This is a genomic window from Micromonospora sp. CNZ286, assembly GCF_014207755.1.
On the sequence record NZ_JACHIZ010000001.1, the window covers coordinates 6,560,835 to 6,579,970 of the forward strand.

18 protein-coding genes, 1 tRNA gene and 1 riboswitch are annotated in these 19,136 nt (G+C 70.6%); of the genes, 7 read left to right on the top strand and 12 right to left on the bottom strand.

Going from position 1 to position 19,136, the window contains the following annotated elements; all coding sequences use genetic code 11:
* Position 1: 1 nt before the first annotated feature.
* Entirely contained in the window at positions 2-739 is a 738-nt protein-coding gene (locus tag FHX31_RS29510; RefSeq protein WP_047893231.1) for a hypothetical protein, read from the top strand.
* Positions 740-751: 12 nt separating this feature from the next.
* Here the strand turns inward: FHX31_RS29510 and FHX31_RS29515 are convergent, their stop codons facing one another.
* The 5 genes from FHX31_RS29515 to FHX31_RS29535 all read right to left on the bottom strand — a co-directional run bounded on the left by FHX31_RS29515 (position 752) and on the right by FHX31_RS29535 (position 3,357).
* Entirely contained in the window at positions 752-1,054 is a 303-nt protein-coding gene (locus FHX31_RS29515; RefSeq protein WP_184977538.1) for an e9imm peptide, read from the bottom strand.
* Between the two features lie 183 nt (positions 1,055-1,237).
* Positions 1,238-1,705, bottom strand: coding sequence for an SRPBCC family protein (locus FHX31_RS29520; RefSeq protein ID WP_013473375.1), 468 nt, complete (start codon positions 1,703-1,705; stop codon positions 1,238-1,240).
* Between the two features lie 87 nt (positions 1,706-1,792).
* On the bottom strand, positions 1,793-2,227 hold the full coding sequence (locus FHX31_RS29525) for a hypothetical protein (RefSeq protein ID WP_236619342.1): 435 nt from the start codon (positions 2,225-2,227) through the stop codon (positions 1,793-1,795).
* A 187-nt stretch (positions 2,228-2,414) separates the two neighbouring features.
* Positions 2,415-2,834, bottom strand: coding sequence for a hypothetical protein (locus FHX31_RS29530; RefSeq protein ID WP_013473373.1), 420 nt, complete (start codon positions 2,832-2,834; stop codon positions 2,415-2,417).
* Between the two features lie 449 nt (positions 2,835-3,283).
* Positions 3,284-3,357 (bottom strand) — tRNA-Gly (locus FHX31_RS29535).
* Positions 3,358-3,601: 244 nt separating this feature from the next.
* On the opposite strand from FHX31_RS29535, the gene FHX31_RS29540 reads away from it, so the two are divergent.
* Positions 3,602-4,594, top strand: a complete 993-nt coding sequence (locus FHX31_RS29540; protein ID WP_013283326.1) for a zinc metalloprotease — start codon at positions 3,602-3,604, stop codon at positions 4,592-4,594.
* A gap of 69 nt (positions 4,595-4,663) precedes the next feature.
* On the opposite strand, the gene FHX31_RS29545 is transcribed toward FHX31_RS29540, so the two are convergent.
* On the bottom strand, positions 4,664-5,209 hold the full coding sequence (locus FHX31_RS29545) for a pyridoxamine 5'-phosphate oxidase family protein (protein ID WP_013473371.1): 546 nt from the start codon (positions 5,207-5,209) through the stop codon (positions 4,664-4,666).
* 78 nt (positions 5,210-5,287) lie between these two features.
* On the opposite strand from FHX31_RS29545, the gene dcd reads away from it, so the two are divergent.
* On the top strand, positions 5,288-5,866 hold the full coding sequence (gene dcd / locus FHX31_RS29550) for a dCTP deaminase (RefSeq protein ID WP_013283324.1): 579 nt from the start codon (positions 5,288-5,290) through the stop codon (positions 5,864-5,866).
* 64 nt (positions 5,867-5,930) lie between these two features.
* Here dcd and FHX31_RS29555 read toward each other — a convergent pair whose 3' ends face one another.
* Positions 5,931-6,962, bottom strand: coding sequence for a C40 family peptidase (locus FHX31_RS29555; RefSeq protein WP_013473370.1), 1,032 nt, complete (start codon positions 6,960-6,962; stop codon positions 5,931-5,933).
* Between the two features lie 13 nt (positions 6,963-6,975).
* A riboswitch (cyclic di-AMP (ydaO/yuaA leader) is annotated at positions 6,976-7,110 on the bottom strand.
* 238 nt (positions 7,111-7,348) lie between these two features.
* Between FHX31_RS29555 and FHX31_RS29560 the strand changes: the two genes are divergently transcribed.
* The gene (locus FHX31_RS29560) at positions 7,349-9,382 is read left to right on the top strand and encodes an N-acetylmuramoyl-L-alanine amidase (protein ID WP_184977539.1); all 2,034 of its coding nucleotides are present in this window, start codon (positions 7,349-7,351) and stop codon (positions 9,380-9,382) included.
* Between the two features lie 70 nt (positions 9,383-9,452).
* Here the strand turns inward: FHX31_RS29560 and FHX31_RS29565 are convergent, their stop codons facing one another.
* The 3 genes from FHX31_RS29565 to FHX31_RS29575 form a co-directional block, all read right to left on the bottom strand.
* The gene (locus FHX31_RS29565; RefSeq protein WP_013283321.1) at positions 9,453-10,463 is read right to left on the bottom strand and encodes a C40 family peptidase; all 1,011 of its coding nucleotides are present in this window, start codon (positions 10,461-10,463) and stop codon (positions 9,453-9,455) included.
* A gap of 170 nt (positions 10,464-10,633) precedes the next feature.
* Positions 10,634-11,638, bottom strand: a complete 1,005-nt coding sequence (locus FHX31_RS29570; protein ID WP_184977540.1) for a hemolysin family protein — start codon at positions 11,636-11,638, stop codon at positions 10,634-10,636.
* Positions 11,631-12,938: a hemolysin family protein gene (locus FHX31_RS29575; protein ID WP_036310374.1), complete on the bottom strand. Its 1,308-nt coding sequence runs from the start codon at positions 12,936-12,938 to the stop codon at positions 11,631-11,633. Before FHX31_RS29575 ends, FHX31_RS29570 begins: the two co-directional genes overlap by 8 nt.
* Positions 12,939-13,020: 82 nt before the next feature.
* Between FHX31_RS29575 and FHX31_RS29580 the strand changes: the two genes are divergently transcribed.
* The gene (locus FHX31_RS29580; protein WP_235437536.1) at positions 13,021-13,698 is read left to right on the top strand and encodes a GOLPH3/VPS74 family protein; all 678 of its coding nucleotides are present in this window, start codon (positions 13,021-13,023) and stop codon (positions 13,696-13,698) included.
* 67 nt (positions 13,699-13,765) lie between these two features.
* Here FHX31_RS29580 and FHX31_RS29585 read toward each other — a convergent pair whose 3' ends face one another.
* Positions 13,766-15,964 (bottom strand): (Fe-S)-binding protein, encoded by a 2,199-nt coding sequence (locus FHX31_RS29585; RefSeq protein ID WP_013283317.1) that lies wholly within the window; start codon positions 15,962-15,964, stop codon positions 13,766-13,768.
* A gap of 180 nt (positions 15,965-16,144) precedes the next feature.
* The gene (locus FHX31_RS29590) at positions 16,145-16,408 is read right to left on the bottom strand and encodes a cell division protein CrgA (protein ID WP_013283316.1); all 264 of its coding nucleotides are present in this window, start codon (positions 16,406-16,408) and stop codon (positions 16,145-16,147) included.
* Between the two features lie 230 nt (positions 16,409-16,638).
* Between FHX31_RS29590 and FHX31_RS29595 the strand changes: the two genes are divergently transcribed.
* Together FHX31_RS29595 and FHX31_RS32900 are read left to right on the top strand one after the other, a co-directional pair.
* On the top strand, positions 16,639-17,445 hold the full coding sequence (locus tag FHX31_RS29595) for a DUF881 domain-containing protein (RefSeq protein ID WP_013283315.1): 807 nt from the start codon (positions 16,639-16,641) through the stop codon (positions 17,443-17,445).
* Entirely contained in the window at positions 17,442-19,136 is a 1,695-nt protein-coding gene (locus FHX31_RS32900) for a class E sortase (RefSeq protein ID WP_486481709.1), read from the top strand. The genes FHX31_RS29595 and FHX31_RS32900 overlap by 4 nt, the downstream gene beginning before the upstream one ends.

Sequence of the window (19,136 nt, forward strand, 5' to 3'; positions counted from 1 at the left end):
CATGATCCCCGATCGGACTGAGGTAAGCGACCTCCTGGAGAAGGCGCTGGCGGGTGCGGCCGCCACGTTCCAGGGCATGACGGCGCACCGGCAGGAGTCCAACTGCGAGTGCCACTGGGGCAGCGCGGAGGAACTGGCACTGCTGAAGACGCCGGACGTGCCGCTCGACGAGGACCTGCTCCGTCGCACGTACTGGACCACGGACTGGCGCTATCCCGGCCCGCTGCTGCGCCGGATCCTGCCCCAACTGACCCGGAGCCTCGTGGCCGGCCGAGTGATGCCCATGGCCGGGATGGACAGCCTCGGGTACTTGTTCACCACCGCCCGCTGGCAGGAATGGCCCAAGGGGCAGCGGGACGCTCTGCGGGAGTTCCTGGACGCCTGGTGGCTGCACATCCTGGTCGAGCCCGACGCGAAGGTGCCCGCCCATGAGGCGCTGGCGTTCGTTGCCGAGACCACCACCACGCTCAGCCCGTGGTTGGCCGTCTGGACGGAGTCGTTGGTCGACGCGGTGGCCCGACGACGGCTGGTCACGGCCGTGGAGGAGTGGGTGGACGACCTGGTGGTCGACAGGCTCCCCTGGTCGAGTTGGCACAAGGAGGACACGTGGGGTGCCGCGCTGTCGCTGTGGGTGATACGACATGCGCCGATCCCACTACGGGAACACAACGCGTCGAGCGACGTGCTTGATCACATTGGCCTGCTCGCCCTGCCCTACGCCGATCGGTGGGACAAATAGCCCTCGCGACGGCTACGTCCATGGCGTGGACCGCATCTGGATCGGCTGGTAGGCCAAGGCTCGGTCAACCACCTCGGCAGCCGTCAACTCGGGGTCGCTCCAGTAGATCAGGTTGGAGACGTAGCCGCCTGGGCAGACGAGGTCTCGCTCAAGTTGGTCCAGCCAGCCGCCCAGCTCACCCTCGTCCGCGTAGTTGGGGTTTCGATCAGCGCGCCCCGGTGTCCGGTGGCCGAGCTGCTTCGCGGTGCGGCGTTCGACACTCATGATCCGCTCGACGAGGGCGATGGCCTCGTCCCGCGTCAGCTCTGCTGCCAAGTCGACGCACCTCACGTCCTTCGTCGACCACGCCGGTCAGCTCTCGAACGGCGATCAGCCCAAGTAGCGCTGCTTTCAATCAGCAGCCTTACCGCGCGAAGGTCCGGCACCACTAGGTGCCACAGGAGTTCTTCGACTCCAGCCAGCTCCGGCCACGCTCGCGCCTGAGAGCAATGGCTGCACCTACCGGCACCGGGGCGCGTGAGCAGCCCAGGCGGTGAGCCGCCGCATCAGCTCCGCGAGCCACGTCCGGTACTCGTGGCGCAACTGCGCATCAACCCCCACCAGTACGCCTGCCGGAAGCTCCGCCCAGATCTCCTGGGTGAGACGGCACGAGTCGGGCCCGAGCGGCACAACGGTGAGCACGCCGCCGCTGGAGTATCCGGAAGTCAACGTACGGGTGACGGCACGACGCCCCGGTTCGACCTCGACGACCTCGTGCATGATCCCCAGTCGACCGTCGGGGCTCCGATGCACGAACGCCTGGATCTCGCCGGCTCCCTTCGGTCCGGGCAGGGTGACGCCGATCTCAATCGAGTCGTCCAGCACCACCAACGAGGCCGGATCCTCCATGAAGCCGAAGGCCGCCTCCGCGCTCGTCGGCAGGTCGACGGTGGCCGTCTCCCGTACCTGGACCCCAGTCGTCGTCACCCTGATCAACCGTAGACGCGAGCGCACGCCGCATTGTGTCAGTCGATCCGTCGACGGTGGGGGCGAGATCAGCGCTACGCGCCCTCGCTAGCGGGCGCCGCCCGGTGCGAACACGGCATAGAAGTACCGAAGGCTGTCCTCCGGACCGTTCTCCAGGCGCTTGAAGGCCTTCGCGATCGGATTGCACCAGCCCTGCCCGGCGAGCTCGACCACCATGGGCCATCCGACGACGGCCAGTTCGTCTGCCGTCGTTGCGCGCCACCGTCCACCCGCATGCCGGGTCAGCACCTCGCCGACATAGCAACCGAACCCGAAGAGAGTCTCTGCCACCTGTCCAGCGGTGAGGCCCTCGGCCCGAAAGCCGTCGAGGATGGCGTCCACGGACGTCAGGCTGTCCGGCGTGTAGTCCAGGTGCACAGCGCTGACCTGGGCCGCTGACACCACGATGTCGCCCGCGAACCGGGCTGCGTTCTCCGGTACGGGCGCGTACTTCAGGCGCAGTTGCATGGTTCCCTCCAGCATGATCAACAGATCGAGATCGCGCGATCGTACCGACGACGGCCGTCGAGCGGCGGCCTCTCACGCGGCTCCCGGAAGATCCACGTGGGTCAGATGCGACAGAGGCGCTCCGCTACCTGCTCGACTGCGAGGCCGCCGGTGACTTCGACAACTTCTCCATAGCCGAGCAAGCCCGATGGAGAGCCGCCTACTACCTGAGCTGACGTTGCTGCGCAGCAGGATCTTGAAGAACTGAGCCGTCGAACCCGAAGTCGGACGGAGCCTGAGAAACCTTCCTCCGAAAAGCGTCGTCGACCAGCGCGCCGACGAGCAGGCCGTCCAGGATCTCTTCCTTCCGGACGTCATAATCAGAACTTCCGTAACTGTCGACCAGTTCCGCGAGGAGGTTCGCGACCTCGCCGAGGTCGAGGTATCGAAAGCCTTCCACAGCACGCCGGAAATCGTCCGGCTCGAGAACTTCCACCGCGAAACCCAGGCCACCACCCATGACAGCATTGAAGACACGGTGTACGTGCGAGAGCTTTTCCACCCCGACGGGCGTGCCGACCGGCACAACGCCCTCGGCCCCGTAGTCCACTGCCTCGTTGAACACGTCATTCATCGACTTCATCAACACTCCCCGATCCCGGAGCACCCTGCCGCGTCTGAGGTGTCCGCCCCAACAAACTGCGCTTCATGGCTCAACCGGAGCAGCCAGCAGCCCCCGCGGAGCCGGAGGTTCTGAGATAAGGCGGCGCTGAAGCACCTGTCAGCTTCACGGGTAGCAGTGCCCTCACAAAGACGCCCACCTCGGGCACCTGCATCATCACCGGAGCGTCAGGCGTCGCGTGGCTCGGCCACGCCCCGGATACCCGGTGTCGCTCGGGGTTGTCGGGAACTGGATCAGGCAGCCGGAACCGCGCCTGGCGGTCACGGTCACGCCGTTCGTGAGGCTGATCAGATCGGCCCACGACGTCCCCTCCATCGCTAGTGGGGCCGCGGCCTACCAACCACGGGACAGGTGGTCCGTGGAACATCGAAGGCCCTGACCGGACTCGCGTCCCGGTCAGGGCCTTCGGTTGGAGCGGGTGACGGGAATCGAACCCGCACTGTCAGCTTGGGAAGCTGATGTTCTGCCATTGAACTACACCCGCAGGCGGCACCACTCTACCTGAAGGTCACCACCCCTGTGCATCCAGGTGCCCGCGCGCCACTTCGGCGAGGTGGCGGTATCGACGAGCGGTTGACCCCGCCACCTCCCCGAGCTGGAGTGGATCAAGCACCAAGGTCGGCAACGTATGGGCGTTCTCAAATGCGTCGATGGGATGTAACGTCTGCCCCACGTTTCCGAACCGGCGTGACACACCCCCTGGCACGCCGTCAGAAAGAGGTGGGCCCATGGGACTCCGTCCCAACCTGCTGACCCGGCGTACCGCCGGTGTCGCGACGTCGACCCTCGCGCTGCTGCTCAGCACCGCCGCCGTCGGCGTCGTCCCCGCTGCTTCGGCCTTCTCGGCCGCCCCGGCCGGCGTCTGCGCCGAGCCGGCCGACGCCCACGCCGACGAACACGCGAACGCGCGCGTCGCGAAGGGCGGCAACGCCAAGCTCGACCCCAACCACCTGACCGCCAAGCAGGTCCGTGACCGTGAGGCCGACCTCGCCGCCGCGCAGCGCGAGCGGGCAAGCTTCCGGACCGGCGCCGTCGCCCCGCTGGCCACCGTGACCATCCCGGTCGTCGTGCACGTCATCCAGGAGAACAGCACCCGGGCCGGCGGCAACATCACCGACTCGATGATCAACCAGCAGATCACCGTGCTGAACCAGTCGTACGCGGGCTCGACCGGCGGCGCCGCCACCGCTTTCGGGTTCCAGCTCACGAAGATCAACCGGGTGACGAACCCGTCGTGGTACCCGATCGTGCAGGGCTCCTCCGCCGAGCGCTCGATGAAGACCTCGCTGCGTGAGGGCGGCAAGAACACGCTGAACATCTACCTCGGCGAGCTGAGCAACGGCCTGCTGGGCTGGGCGACGTTCCCGAAGAGGACGCTGGACAAGATGGACGGCGTGGTCGTGCTGAACGAGTCGCTGCCCGGCGGCACCGCGACCAACTACAACCAGGGTGACACCGGCACCCACGAGGTCGGCCACTGGCTGAACCTCTACCACACCTTCCAGGGCGGCTGCTCCGGCTCGGGCGACAGCGTCTCCGACACCCCGGCCGAGGCGTCCCCGGCGTACCAGTGCCCGACCGGCCGCGACACCTGCTCGACCGCCGGCAAGGACCCGATCACCAACTTCATGGACTACACGTACGACTCCTGCATGTACCAGTTCACCGCCGGCCAGGCGAGCCGCATGCTCACCGCGTGGAACGCCTACCGCGCAGCCTGACCGTCGTACCGCGTACCGGTGCCGGCCCTGTCCTCGGACGGGGCCGGCACCGTTTCGTCGTGGGCCGGGTCAGGCGGCCGGGCGGCGGGTGTCGAAGCCGTGCCGGCCACGCCGCCCCTCGGCGGCGAGCGGGTCACGCCGGGCGGGTTCGGCCCCGCGCGGATCGAGCCAGACCCGCACCTGCGGCGGGGCGGCGCCGGGCTGGGCCACCGGATCACGGCGGGTCAGCATCGCCGCCTCGACGGTGAACTCGAACAGCCGCCAGTCGCCCTGCGGTGACGCGCGGCCGATCCGGGCCAGGCGGGCCACCGTGGCGGGGTCGGTCACCGGCCGGGCGCGGCCTGCGACGTACGCCTCGTCGTCGCTCTCCTCCGGCGGGAACGAGTGCAGCGCGTAGCGGCCGTCGCGTTCGAGGTCGCGGCGCTTCGGCGAGTCGATGACGAAGCACCAGAGGCCGTCGGCGGTGAACACCGGGGAGACCGGGTGGACCCGGGGGCCACCGTCGGCGCGGACCGTGGCGAGGTAGCCGAAGCCCGGCCCGTACTGCTGCATCAGGAGGCGGATCTCGTCGGCGAGGCGGGGCTCGTCGGCGGCGAATTCGGACCAGGAAGCCATGTGGACACTCTATCGAACACGTGTACGAAGATGTAGTGCGACACGCAGGTCACCGGCACCTGTCGCTATGGTGTTCCGATGCTGCTCTCCGACCGCGACCTGGTCTCCGAGATCAAGGCCGGCACGCTCGCGCTGGAGCCCTTCGAGCCCACGCTGGTGCAGCCGTCGAGCATCGACGTACGCCTGGACCGGCTGTTCCGGGTCTTCAACAACCACCTCTACACGCACATCGACCCGTCGATCCAGCAGGACGACCTGACCTCGATGGTGGAGGTGCCGGAGGGGCAGCCGTTCGTGCTGCACCCGGGCGAGTTCGTGCTCGCCTCCACCCTTGAGGTGATCTCGCTGGGTGACCAGCTCGCCGGCCGGCTGGAGGGCAAGTCGAGCCTCGGGCGGCTGGGGCTGCTGACCCACTCGACCGCCGGCTTCATCGACCCGGGTTTCTCCGGTCACGTCACGCTGGAGCTGTCGAACGTGGCGAACCTGCCGATCACGCTCTGGCCGGGCATGAAGATCGGCCAGCTCTGCATCTTCCGGCTCTCCTCGCCGGCCGAGCACCCGTACGGCTCGGCCGTCTACGGGTCGCGTTACCAGGGGCAGCGCGGACCGACGCCGAGCCGGTCCTGGCAGAGCTGGCGCACCTGGCCGACCCGCTGACGGCGCCCACAGTTGTTAATAGGGGCCCCCTCCTCTACCGGAGGCGTTAAGAGGGGGCCCTTCCTTACACCCGGCCGTAGCTGTTGATGTCGCCGTCGTCGACCCGCTTCATGGTGATGGGCTTGCCGGACTGGGAGGCGTGCACCACCCAGCCGTCGCCCACGTACATCGCCACGTGGTGCAGGTCGCTGTAGTAGAAGACGAGGTCACCGGCGCGCAGCTCGGCCCGGCTCACCCGCTTCGTCATGCCGTGCTGCTGGCGCGCGTTGTGCGGCAGCGAGACACCGCCCTTGGCCCAGGCCGCCATGGTCAGGCCCGAGCAGTCGAAGTGATCCGGCCCGGCCGCGCCCCACACGTAGATCTTGCCGATCTGGGCGCAGGCGAACTTGACCGCCGCTCCGGCCGCGCCACCGGGGTAACCGGCGGGGCAGGGCGCCGGGCGCAGCGGGCCGCCGCCACCGTTGCCGTACACCTTGAGCCGCAGCTTCTGCAGCCGGGCGATCTCGGCGTCGATCTGCTTCTTCTTCGCCGCGAGCTGGGCCTCGGTACGCGCCAGTCCGGCGATCATCTCGTCCAGCGGCTTCTTCTTCGCCGCCAGTTCGTCGCGCAGCGCGGCGACGGAGCGCACCTGCTCGTGCTGGCGGTGGGCGAAGCGGTCGAGCAGTTCCAGGCCGTTGACCAGGTCACCGGGTGAGCGGCTGCCCAGCAGCGCGTTGACGGTGGAGAGGTTGTCACCCTTGTAGGCGTCGGCGGCGAGTCCGCCGACCTGGCCGAGCGCGGCGTCCACCCGGGCCTGGAGGGGTGCGATCTGCCGGCCGAGCGCGTCAGCCTGCTTGCGCCGCGCGGCGAGCTGCTCACGTACGGCGTTGACCTGTTCGATGACCGGTTCGAGTTTGTTCCAGTCGCGGTCGATCTGCGCCTCGATCTCGGCGACCGAGGGTTCGGCGTGTGCCGCCGTGGCGCCGCCGGTCAGGACGACTGCGGTGCCGACGAGGGCGGCGAGGGCTGTGGTGAAGCGGGACCAGCGGGTACGCGGCACAGCCGTGGAGCGGTCGACCGACCGGCTCGACGACGGCCGCGGGGCATGGAGTGCCACCGGGCGTCCGTACTCCTTCTTCCGTACCGCCTACCGGGTTAGCTGACGGATTCGGGCGGGAAGGGAGCCGCCCTACCGCATCGCTGCGGATTCACCCCAGGTACCTGGTTCCCCGGCTCGCCCGGAGGCGACTCGGCGGTGTCGGACCGTCACCGACCGGGTTGGACGGTGAGACGTGCGGCCGACGATTCACCAGAGTAGGGACCACCGTTATCGATCCGCAACTTCCAGCGCCGTGACACTCCGTACGCGATGAGGCGCCGCACCCCGGTCGGAGGTGAAATTTTCTTTCAAGGCTGATTACTCACTGGAAAGGTATTGACCCTCGCGGGTGTGCGGAGTGAGGGTGGAAACGCAGTGACCCCCATCCCTGTCCAGGAGGTTCGATGCACCTCTCCGCCCCGCCGTCGGGCAGACGGATACTGCTCGCCGCCGCAGTGGCGACAGCCACCGCGCTGGCGACGACCGGCCCGGTGACCGCCGCGCCGGACACGTCCGCGCCCGCGAGCGACCGGCAACAACAATACGCCGCCGCCGCGGCCGAGTACGGCGTACCGCAGAACGTGCTGCTCGGTGTCTCCTATCTGGAGTCCCGCTGGGACACCCACACCGGGCAGCCGAGCACCAGCGGCGGCTACGGCCCGATGCACCTGACCGACGCCGCGCACATCCTCGCCATGCCGGGCAGCGCCCACGTCGACGAGGACGAGGACCCGCGCGGCGACGACTCCCGCCCGCTGAAGCTCGATCCGGCCACCGCGGCCGCACCGGAGCGGGAGACCCCGCTGCCGCCCGCCTCGCTCCAGACGCTCGACGCCGCCGCCGCGCTCACCGGGCTCGACGCGGGCACGCTGCGCACCGACCCGGCCGCGAACATCCGCGGTGGCGCCGCGCTGCTGGCGTCGTACCAGAAGGCTCTGGGTGGGCCGGTCGGCGCCGGCACCGACCCGGCGGCCTGGTACGGCGCGGTGGCCCGGTACTCCGGCGCGGACACCTCCGACGCCGCGGCGGCCTTCGCCGACGAGGTCTACGACCAGCTCGGCCAGGGCGCCAGCCGCACCACCGACGACGGCCAGCGGGTCACGCTCGCCGCCACCGCCGCGAAGCCGGACCGTTCCCGCCTGGCCCGACTCGGCCTGCGCAACGCCGAGCGGCCGGACGGGCTGGAGTGCCCGGTACGGCTGGCCTGCGAGTGGATCCCCGCGCCCTACGAGCAGCTCAGCGACGACCCGGGCGACTACGGCAACCACGACCTGGGCGACCGGCCGAAGCAGCAGAAGATCGAGTACATCGTCATCCACGACACCGAGGGCTACTTCGGCCCGAGCGTCGACCTGGTGAAGCGGGCCGACTACCTGGGCTGGCACTACACGCTGCGCTCGGTGGACGGCTACATCGCCCAGCACATCAAGACCAAGGACGTCGGCTGGCACGCCGGCAACTGGTACGTCAACGCCAAGTCCATCGGCCTGGAGCACGAGGGCTTCGCCGGTCAGGGCACCTGGTACACCGAGGCGATGTACCGCACCTCCGCCAAGCTGGTGCGTCACCTGGCGCTGAAGCTCGGCATCCCGATGGACCGGCAGCACATCATCGGCCACGACAACGTGCCCGGCATCACCGCCGCCAACGTGGGCGGCATGCACTGGGATCCGGGACCGTACTGGGACTGGTCGCACTACTTCGACCTCATGAAGGCGCCGTTCCGCAGCACCGGCACGCCCCGTACCGGCCTGGTCACCATCGACCCGGACTTCGCCACCAACCGGCCGGCGTTCTTCGGCTGCAACCAGCAGCCGCCGGGCGTCCCGACGCCCCGGCCGCCGGCGCAGCCGTGCCCGTCGCGCGGCTCCTCGTCGGTGATCCTGCGGACCGCGCCGAGCCCGGACGCCCCGCTCGTCAACGACCTCGGGCTGCGCCCGGACGGCGCGCCGGACACCATGTACATCTCCGACCACGGCGCCCGCGCCTCCGCCGGTCAGACGTACGCGCTCGCCGGCCGCCAGGGCGACTGGACGGCGATCTGGTACCTCGGTCAGAAGGCGTGGTTCCTCAACCCGGCCTCCGCGCCGACGGCCAAGTGGGCCACCGGCTTCGTCGTGACGCCGCGGCCCGGCAAGGCCACCATCCCGGTGTACGGGCGGGCCTACCCGGAGCAGGCCGCCTACCCGGACACCATCCCGTACCAGACCATCTCGCCGCTTCAGTACACGTTCGCCGCCGGCCAGCGGTACGCGGTGGGCGGGGTGCTGCCCGGCGAGTACTACCGGGCGGTCTCGTTCGACGGTTCGGCACCGGGTGACCGGACCGTGGTCCGCGGCGAGAACCGCTACGTGCAGGTCCAGTTCGGTCACCGGATCATGTTCGTGAACCTGGACGACGTGCTGATCCTGCCGTCCCCGGTCGGCGCGCCGCGCTGACCCGGCACCGCACACGGGAAGGCCCCCGGTCCGCGTGGACCGGGGGCCTTCTCGCTGCCCGGGTTCCGGGTCAGGCGACCCGGACGAAGCCGGCGATCGGCATCGTGCTGATGCTCGACACCTGGACCGGTTTGCCGGTACGTGGCGCGTGCACCATCACCCCGTTGCCGAGATAGAGCCCGACGTGGTGCAGGTCGGAGCCGAAGAACACCAGGTCACCGGGGCGGGCCTCGGAGCGGGAGATCCTGCGGCCCTCGTTCCACTGCGCGCCGGTGAAGTGGGTCAGCGAGATGCCCGCCGCCTTGTACGCGTACTGGGTGAGACCGGAGCAGTCGAACGAGTTCGGGCCGGTGGCGCCCCACACGTACGGGTCACCGACCTGGGCGCACGCCGTCTTGATGGCGGTCCGCGCGGCGCTGCTCACCACGCCGTCGACGGCGGGGCAGCCTGCCGGGCGGATCGAGGTCACCGGCAGCATGGCGGTCAGCCGCTTGATCTCCGAGTCGATCTGCTTCTTCTTCGCCGCGAGATCGTTCTGCTGCTTGATCTCCAGCGCGATCAGCGCGTCGAGCTTCTCCTTCTGCTTGTTGTACTCGTCGCGCACCTTGAGCACACCGGCGATCTGGCGACGCTGGTCCTCGGCGATCCGGTCCAGCATGACCAGTTGCTCGGCCAGCGCGCCCGGCTTGGAGTTCACCAGCAGCGCGCCCAGCTCCTGCGACGGGCCCTGGATGTAGTAGCGGGCCGCGATGTCGCCGACCTTGTTCATGGCGAGCGTGGAGGCCAGCTCCAGCGGCACCATCTTGTCCTTCAGCGCCTTGGACTTCTTCTGGTTGGCGCGAAGCTGCGAGCGGACCTTGTTGAACTGCTCGATGGTGGGTTCGAGCTGCTGCCACTGCTTGTCGATCTGCGCGTCGATCTCGTCCACCGACGGCGCCGCGTGCGCCGGGGCGGTCAGCATTCCGGCGCCGACCGCGGCGGCCGCGACCAGGGTGACCAGACCGTGTACCACCCGTCGGAACCCGGCCCGCCGGCCGGGTGGAGCGCTCGGGGCGTGACGTTGAGGGGGCGTGGTTGCCACCGGCACGGACTCCTTTGCAACCGACCGCCGGGCGCCTCGCGAGAGGGAAGGTCGAGGCAGACGACCCACAGCGGTCGGTGCCTCACATTAGGGAAGGCGTCCGATGGAATCAAGGCGACCCTTTGTTCAATCACGTATCCGCAATCGGTTGCACACCAAGGGTATTCAATTCATCTTCCGACGATGGCTGTCAATACGTCGTCGAGCGTCACCACACCCATCGGCCTGCGTCCGTCGCTGACCAGCACCATGTGGCGGCGTTCGCGGCGCATCGCCAGCAGCAGATCGGCGAGCGTACGGTCCGGCGGCACCACAGCCAGCGGCCGGTAGATCTCGGCCGGCACGGGCGCGCGGCGGCTCGCCCCGGCGTACCCGAGCACGTCCTTGACGTGCACGAAACCGAGCACCCGGCGGGTGGCCCGCTGCACCACCGGGAAGCGGGACCGGCCGGTACGGGTCGCCAGCACCTCCAGCGACGCCGGTGAGACGTCCTCGGCCACCGTGGTCACCGTGGACCAGGGTTGCAGCGCGTCCGCCGCGGTACGGCTGTGCAGGGCCAGCGCGCCGGTGATCCGGGCGTGCTCCTCGGCGTCCAGCAACCCCTCGGTACGCGCCTGGGACACCAGCCCGGCCAGTTCCTCGGCGGTGAACACGGTCTTCACCGCATCGGTCGCCTCCACCCGCCACCACCGCAGCACCTGCCGGGACGCCCACTTCATCGCCAGCAGCAGCGGCTTGGTGGCCAGGCAGAACGCCAGCATGGCCGGACCGAGCCAGAGCGCCGACGGCTCCGGCCCGGCGAGCGTGATGTTCTTCGGCACCATCTCGCCGACCACCGTGTGCATGAACACCACCACCGCGAGCGCGATGACGAACGACACCGGGTGCACCGCCGAGGCGGGCAGCCCCAGCGCGGCGAACGCCGGCTCCAGCAGGTGCGCCAGCGCCGGCTCGGCGATCGCCCCGAGGCCGAGCGAGCAGACGGTGATGCCGAGCTGCGCCCCGGCGATCATCAGCGGGATCTGGTTCATGGCCGCCAGCGCCAGCCGGGCCCGCTTCGACGTCGCCGCCAGCGGTTCGATGACCGTACGGCGGGAGGCGATCAGCGCGAACTCGCTGCCCACGAAGAACGCGTTGCCGAGCAGCAACCCCACCGCGACGAGTAGTTCAGGCACCGCCGTCGAGCTCCTCGGGGCGTACCACCCGCACCTGTTCGATCCGGTGCCGGTCGACCTCCACCACAGTGAACTCGTACCCGGCCTCGTCGACCGCCTCACCCGGCACCGGAATGTGGCCGAGCCGTGCCATGAGGAACCCGCCGAGCGTCTCGTACGGCCCGTCGGGCAGCCGGAACCCGGTCTGCTCGACCAGCTCGTCGGCGCGCAGCACGCCGTCGGTCAGGACTGTGCGCTCGCCACCGGGCACCGTCAGCTCCACCGGCCCGAAGCCGTCCACCGCGTCCGGGTCGAACTCGTCGGCGATCTCGCCCACCAGTTCCTCGACGAGATCCTCCACCGTCACCACGCCGTCGGTGCCGCCGTACTCGTCCACCACGATCGCCAGGTCCGCCCCGGCGGCCTTGAGCGCGGCCAGCACCCCGTTCAGGTTCAGGCTCTCCGGGACGTACACCGGTTCCCGGGCGACGGCGGCGACAGTGGTGGCCGCGCGGCGGGCCAGCGGCACACCCAGCGCGTCGGGCACCCCGGCGACGCCGGTGACCAGGTCGAGCGTCTCCTCGTAGACCGGGAACCGGGTCCGGCCGGTCCGCCGGGACGCCTCCAGCAACTCCGCCACAGTCGTGGTGGCGCGCAACGCGGTCACGTCCACCCGGGGCGTCATCGCCTCGGCGGCCCGCTTGTCGCCGAAGCGGATGGTGCGGCGCAGCAGCATCGCGGTGTCCGGCGGCAGCGCGCCGGCCCGGGCCGAGATGGCGGCGAGCAGGCCCAGCTCCTCCGGGGACCGGGCGCTCGCCAGCTCCTCCTGCGGCTCCACGCCGAGGCGGCGCACCAGCCGGTTCGCTGATTCGTTCAGCAGCCGGATCAGCCAGCCGAAGGTGCGGGAGAAGGCCCGCATCGGCGCGGCGGTGGCGAGCGCCGCGGGCATCGGGCGGGCCAGCGCCAGGTTCTTCGGCACCAGCTCGCCGAACAGCATCGAGATGAGCGTGGCCAGCGCCAGCGCGAGCAGGCCGGAGAAGCGTTCCGCGCCGCCGAGCGGGTGCAGCAGCGGCGCGAAGAGCCGGGCCAGGGCGGGCTCGGCCAGGTAGCCGGTGAGCAACGCGGTGAGCGTGATGCCGAGCTGCGCGCCGGAGAGCTGGAAGGACAGCTCACGCAGCGCGCGGCGGACCGTGGCGGCCCGGCCGTCGCCCTCGTCGGCCCGCCTGTCGATCTCCGCCCGGTCGACGGTGACCAGGGCGAACTCGGCCGCGACGAAGAAGGCGTTGCCGGCGGTCAGCAGCACGAAACCGACCAGGGGCAACAGCGTCAGAAGCAGAAGGCCGTCGATGCGCGTGATTGTGGCACGCGCGCGCCGATGGCGGACCCCCCGTAGCGTGGTGCGCATGGACGGTCTGCTGCTCACCGACGAACTGGTCCTGCTCGCGTACGACGACGGCGGCACGAACCGGCTCGGCAGTCCGCACCTCGGCTACGGCCTCGCCGGGGCGGTGCTGCTGGAACTGGCACTAACCGGCCGGGTGGAGGTGGCGGACAAGCGGCTCGTCGTCACCGATCCCACCCCGACCGGCGTGCCGCTGCTCGACGAGGCTCTGGCGACTGTCGGATCGGGCCGCCCCCGCAAGCCGAAGGACTGGATCGGCAAGCTCGCCAAGGGCCTGCCGGAGCGGGTGCTCGGCGGGCTCGTCGACGCCGGGGTCCTGCGTCGGGAGTCCGACCGGGTGCTGCTGGTCTTCCCGCGTACCCGCTATCCCTCGCCGACCGGCGCGGAGCCGGCGGTGGAGACGGCGGCCCGGGAGCGGATGGCTGCGGCGCTCACCGGCGACGGCCCGGTCGACGCCCGGACCGCCGCGCTGCTCACGCTGACCCGCGCGGTCGGCCTGGACCGCAAGATCTTCCGCGAGCTGCCGAAGGAGCGGGTCAAGGCGCGCATCGACGAGATCGCCGCCGGTGACTGGGCATCGGCCGCCGTCAAGAAGGCGATCGAGGAGATGCAGGCCGCGCTTATGGTCGCGATGACGGCCGGGACGAGCGCCGCCATCATGACCACCACGACCAGCTGAAGGCGACGGCGGCGGCACCGCTCGGGTGCCGCCGCCGTCGTGGTCCGGCTTCCTGCCGGGGTACGCCTCAGCTCGCGGTCGGCGCGACCTCCGGCTCACCGGCCGGGGCCTCCGGCTTGACCGAGCGCAGCAGCACGCTCGCCACGTCGACCACCTCGACCTGCTCGCCCGCGCCCTTGCCGTTCACGCCGTCGTTCAGCATCGTCGAGCAGAACGGGCAGCCGACCGCGATGGTCTTCGCCCCGGTGGACATGGCCTCCTCGACCCGGTCCACGTTGATCCGCTTACCGATCTTCTCCTCCATCCACATCCGGGCGCCGCCGGCGCCGCAGCAGAAGGAGCGCTCGCTGTTACGCGGCATCTCGGTCAGCTCGCCCTGGATCGAGTCGCCGAGCACCTCGCGCGGGGCGGCGAAGATCCGGTTGTGGCGGCCCAGGTAGCACGGGTCGTGGTAGGTCACGCCGCCGTCGACCGGCTGCACCGGGGTGAGCTTGCCGGCGCTGACCAGGTGGGCCAGCAGCTGGGTGTGGTGCACCACCTCGAACTCGCCGCCGAGCTGGCCGTACTCGTTGCCCAGGGTGTTGAAGCAGTGCGGGCAGGTGGCGACGATCTTGCGCTTGCTCTTCTCCCGGCCCTCGAACGCCTCGTTCAGCGTCTCGACGTTCTGCTGGGCCAGCATCTGGAAGACGAACTCGTTGCCGATGCGGCGCGCCGGGTCGCCGGAGCAGGTCTCGCCCTCACCGAGGATGGCGAACTTGACGCCCGCCTCGTTCAGCAGCGTGGCGACCGCGCGGGTGGTCTTCTTGGCCCGGTCCTCGAACGCGCCGGCACAGCCGACCCAGAAGAGGTACTCGAAGTCGTCGACCTCGCCGACGCGCGGCACCTCGAACCCGAGGCCCTTGGTCCAGTCCTCGCGGGTGTTCTGCGGGGCGCCCCACGGGTTGCCCTTGTTCTCCAGGTTGCGGAGCATGACGCCGGCCTCGGACGGGAAGCTCGACTCGATCAGCACCTGGTAGCGGCGCATGTCGACGATGTGGTCCACGTGCTCGATGTCGACCGGGCACTGCTCGACGCAGGCGCCGCAGGTGGTGCAGGACCAGAGCACGTCCGGGTCGATGACACCGCCCTCCTCGGCGGTGCCGATCAGCGGCCGGTCCGCCTCGGCCATGGCCAGCACGTCCACGCCGGCCAGCTGCTCCTGCGTGGCCTTCTCCTCGCCGGTGAGGTCCTTGCCGCCACCGGCCAGCAGGTACGGCGCCTTGGCGTACGCGTGGTCACGCAGGCTCAGCACCAGCAGCTTCGGCGACAGCGGCTTGCCGGTGTTCCAGGCGGGGCACTGCGACTGGCAGCGACCGCACTCGGTGCAGGTGCTGAAGTCGAGCAGGCCCTTCCAGGTGAACTGCTCGACCTGGGCGACACCGAACTGGTCCTTCTCCGGGTCGGCCTCCTCGAAGTCCAGCGGCTTGCCCTCGCTGGTCATCGGGCGCAGCGGGCCCAGGCCGGAACCGGCCGGCTTCTCCGGGTCGCGCTTGAAGAAGATGTTCGGGAAGGCCAGGAAGCGGTGCCAGGCCACGCCCATGGTGACGTTCAGCGAGATCACGATGAGCCAGGTCATCGAAATGGCGATCTTGATGAGCGCGGCGACGCTGACGCCCGCCTCCCAGTCCGGGAGGACCGAGCCGACCGCGTGGCTGAGCGGGGCGGCCCAGACCGGGTACTCGAAGTGGTCGGTGGCGACCTTGAAGCCCCGGATCACGAACCCGAAGATCAGGACCAGCAGGACGACCCACTCGACGAAGTAGCCCTGCCACATGGTCGAGCCGGTGAACCGGGAGCGGTTCTCCGCGCGGCCGGGCCGGTTGCGCAGCCGGATCGCCATCAGCACCAGGATGCCGACCAGGCCGAGGATGCCGATCCACTCGGTGACCAGACCGAAGATCGTCCAGTGCCCGATGATCGGCAGCCCACCGCCGGTGGAGACGACCTCGAAGTAGGCCTCCAGCACCAGCAGCGACAGCACGATGAAGCCGACCATCACGAACCAGTGGGCGGCGCCGACCACGCTCCACTTGAGCATGCGGGTGTGACCGGCGGTCTCCACCAGCATCTTCTTCGTACGCGCGCCCTTGTCGCCGAACCGCTCCGGCGCGGGCTGGCCGAGCCGGATGACGGCGGTCATCTTCATGACCGCGCGCACCGCAAGCCACACCGCAACGGCGGTGATGGCGGCCGCGAGGATCGTGGTGACGATCTGGACGCTGCCCATCGAGTTGGCCTCCCGGTCTGCTGCTTTGTCCGTGCAGCCTACGCGCAAGGTTACCCAGCAGTAACGTGAGTCTTCTCGCACCAGGCCACGCCGCCCTGCGCACACCTTAGGTGGACCGGCGCCGAAGCGCCGGGCAGGGGCGGCGTGGCGTGACCTACGCCGGGGTGGGGCAGCGCCTGATCAGCGCCAGCGGGAGAGCAGGATCAGCGACGAGACCATCGCGCCGAAGCCCACGGCGAGGTTCCAGTAACCCCAGCTGGCGACCGGGTACGCCTGCTCGGACAGGTAGTAGAGCACCAGCCAGCCGATGCCCGCCACGATCAGCGTGACCGCCGTGACCGGCAGCCAGATCGGGCTAGGCTTGCGCGTCGACGCCGTCGCCGTCGGACGTACGTCCGTCGGCGGGGTGTACACCTTCTTCTTGCGGACCTGAGACTTGGGCACGACGCTCTCCAGAGGGGGGTACGACCTCGTCCGGCCTGACAACCGGGCGCGAGGGCGACGGTCCATGGCCAATAATGTTCGACAGCTAGCGTAGTCCGGACGGACCGTCCAGGCCACGAATGGGGCCAGGCCGGTGCACTCAGTAACCGGAAAGAGCGGACTTTCCGGGTCGAGCAGGTCGGCTCGCACCGGCGCGGGCCGGAACGAGACGACTGGAAAGGGAACGCCCGGTGGAGTACACGTCCGGCGCCGCCTCCTGGCAGAAGGTCCTCCGCCGCGCGGCAGCCGCCCTGCTGCCCCGGCGCGCACGCCAGCGCCGCCCCGGCTGGTCCGTCGGCGTACCCCTGATCGCCGCCGCGGCCGGTCTGCTGTTCACCACCACCGCCACCACCGCGGGCGGCACCTCCCTGCGTGAGGACCGCCGGCCTCAGCTGACCCAGCTGATCGAGGACCGCCGCGAGGAGGTCGCCGCCAGCGAGGCGAAGGCCGCCCGGCTCCGGGCCGAGGTGGAGGAGCAGACCGAAGCGCTCGCCGGCGCCGACGGGCCGATCAAGACCGAGCGGGACCGGGCCGCCGCCAGCCGGCAGGGCGCCGGGTTCACAGCGCTCACCGGCAGCGGCGTGACCGTCGAGCTGAACGACGCCGACCGCCGGCCCGACCAGCCGCTGCCGAAGGGCGCCAGCAACGACGACCTGGTGGTGCACCAGGGCGACGTCCAGGCGGTCGTCAACGCGCTCTGGGCCGGCGGCGCGGAAGCCATGTCAATCATGAACGTCCGCGTGCTGAGCACCAGCGCGGTACGCTGCGTCGGTAACACCCTGCTGCTGCACGGCCGGGTGTACTCCCCTCCTTTCAAGATCGTGGCAATCGGCGATCCCGCGGAACTCCAGCGGGCGCTCGCCGCCTCTGAGGGAGTGCGGGTGTTCAAGGAAGTGGCCGACCACTACCAACTCGGGTACGTCGAGCGCGTCTCCACCGTCACCGTGCCGGCATTCGAGGACTCCACCGCGTTGCAATCGGCGACGGTGCCCCGGTGACCGGCGGCGACCCCCGGGAACGCACCGGCCACGACCGCCAGGAGGAGCCGACAGCGTTCCTCCCCCGGGTCGAGCGTCCGGCCCCGGCGTCGCCACCCCCGCTCCACCTGCCCTGGCCCGACGCCGGCCCGGCCCACACCGCCCCGGCCCGACACGGCCCGGACACCCGCCAGCCCGCGCCGTCACGGACCGGCCAACCGCCGTCCGCCCCGCCACGGACCGCCCCGCCGGTCGCTCCGCCGCCGCCGTGGCCGGGCAGTCAGGCGCATCAACCGGCGAGCGCCTCCCGCCCCGAGGCCGACCCCCGGTTCCGCCCCCCGGCGAGCGAGCTTCCCCCCAGGGGTACGCCCCACCCGGCCGGCCCGGCGCACCAGGGCGCCGGACACCACGGGCCGGCGCAGAACGGCCCCGCGCCCCACGGGCCGGCGCAGAACGGCCCCGCGCCCCACGGAGCGGCGCCCCGGGGTGGTCCCGCTCCCGGGATGCGCCCGGCCGCACCCGGCGACGTCGCACACCGGCCGGGCGAGCGCCAGTCGCGACCGGAGGGGTACGGACCGGCGGGGCAGCAGTACGCCGTCCGCCATTCCACAGGTGCGGCGATCCCGCCCGAGCGTGGTGGCCGCGGTGGACAGCCACCGCAGAACGGCACCCGCCCGTGGGAGGCCGGCGGACGCCCGCCGGAGGACGGTCGCCGACCGGCGGGGGGTGAGGGACGGCCGCCCGGCGTACCCCCTCTCGGCGGGCCGGCCGGCGCGGACCGGAACCCTCCGGCCGACCCCGGAGCCACGACGGTGCTGCCCGCCGTCACCCGCCCACCCGCGGACCCCCACCTGGACGCCACCGGGCTGATGGGCGCGGTGCCCCCGGCGCCTGACACCGGCGACGGCGACGGCGGCGCGGAGCCGCCCGCCGAGCCGCCCCGCCCTCGGCGCGGCGAGCGGGTGGTGCAGCTGCGGCCCGAGCAGACCGGCGACGGGTACCGCAGCGTCTACTCCGAGCTGACCCGCCCCACCGTCGGCTCCCGGCTGCGCACCGTCGTGCGGGGCACCGGCGAGCTGCTGATCACCTTCGGGCTGGTGGTGCTTCTCTTCGCCGGGTACGAGATCTGGGGCAAGGCGGTCATCGTCGAGGCCCACCAGAGCGACCTGAACAGCCAGCTCGCCCAGGAGTGGGACGCGGCGGCGGACCCGACCGTCGGCCCGACCACCGGGCCGACGGTGAAGCCGAAGCCACCGGCGGAGGGCAGGCCGGTCGCCGGCCTCTACATCCCCAAGTTCGACAAGCACTGGGTGGTGGTCGAGGGGGTCAGCCCGGAGGACATCCGGTACGCGCCGGGCCGCTACCCGGACAGTGCCATGCCCGGCGAGGTGGGCAACTTCTCCGTCGCCGGCCACCGGATCCGCTCCACGTTCTGGCGGCTGGACGAGATGAAGACCGGCGACGCGATAGTGGTCGAGACCAAGACGGAGTGGCTCGTCTACCGGGTATACCAGCAGCGGATCGTCAAGCCGTCCCAGGTGGAGGTGGTCGCGCCGGTGCCCGGCAAGCCGGGTCAGAAGCCCACCGAGAAGCTGCTGACGCTCACCACCTGCAACCCGAAGTTCGACAACTACCAGCGGTTGATCATCCACGCCCGGCTGGACCACACGCAGGCCAAGTCGGCGGGCCGCCCGGCCGAGTTGGAGGCGTGA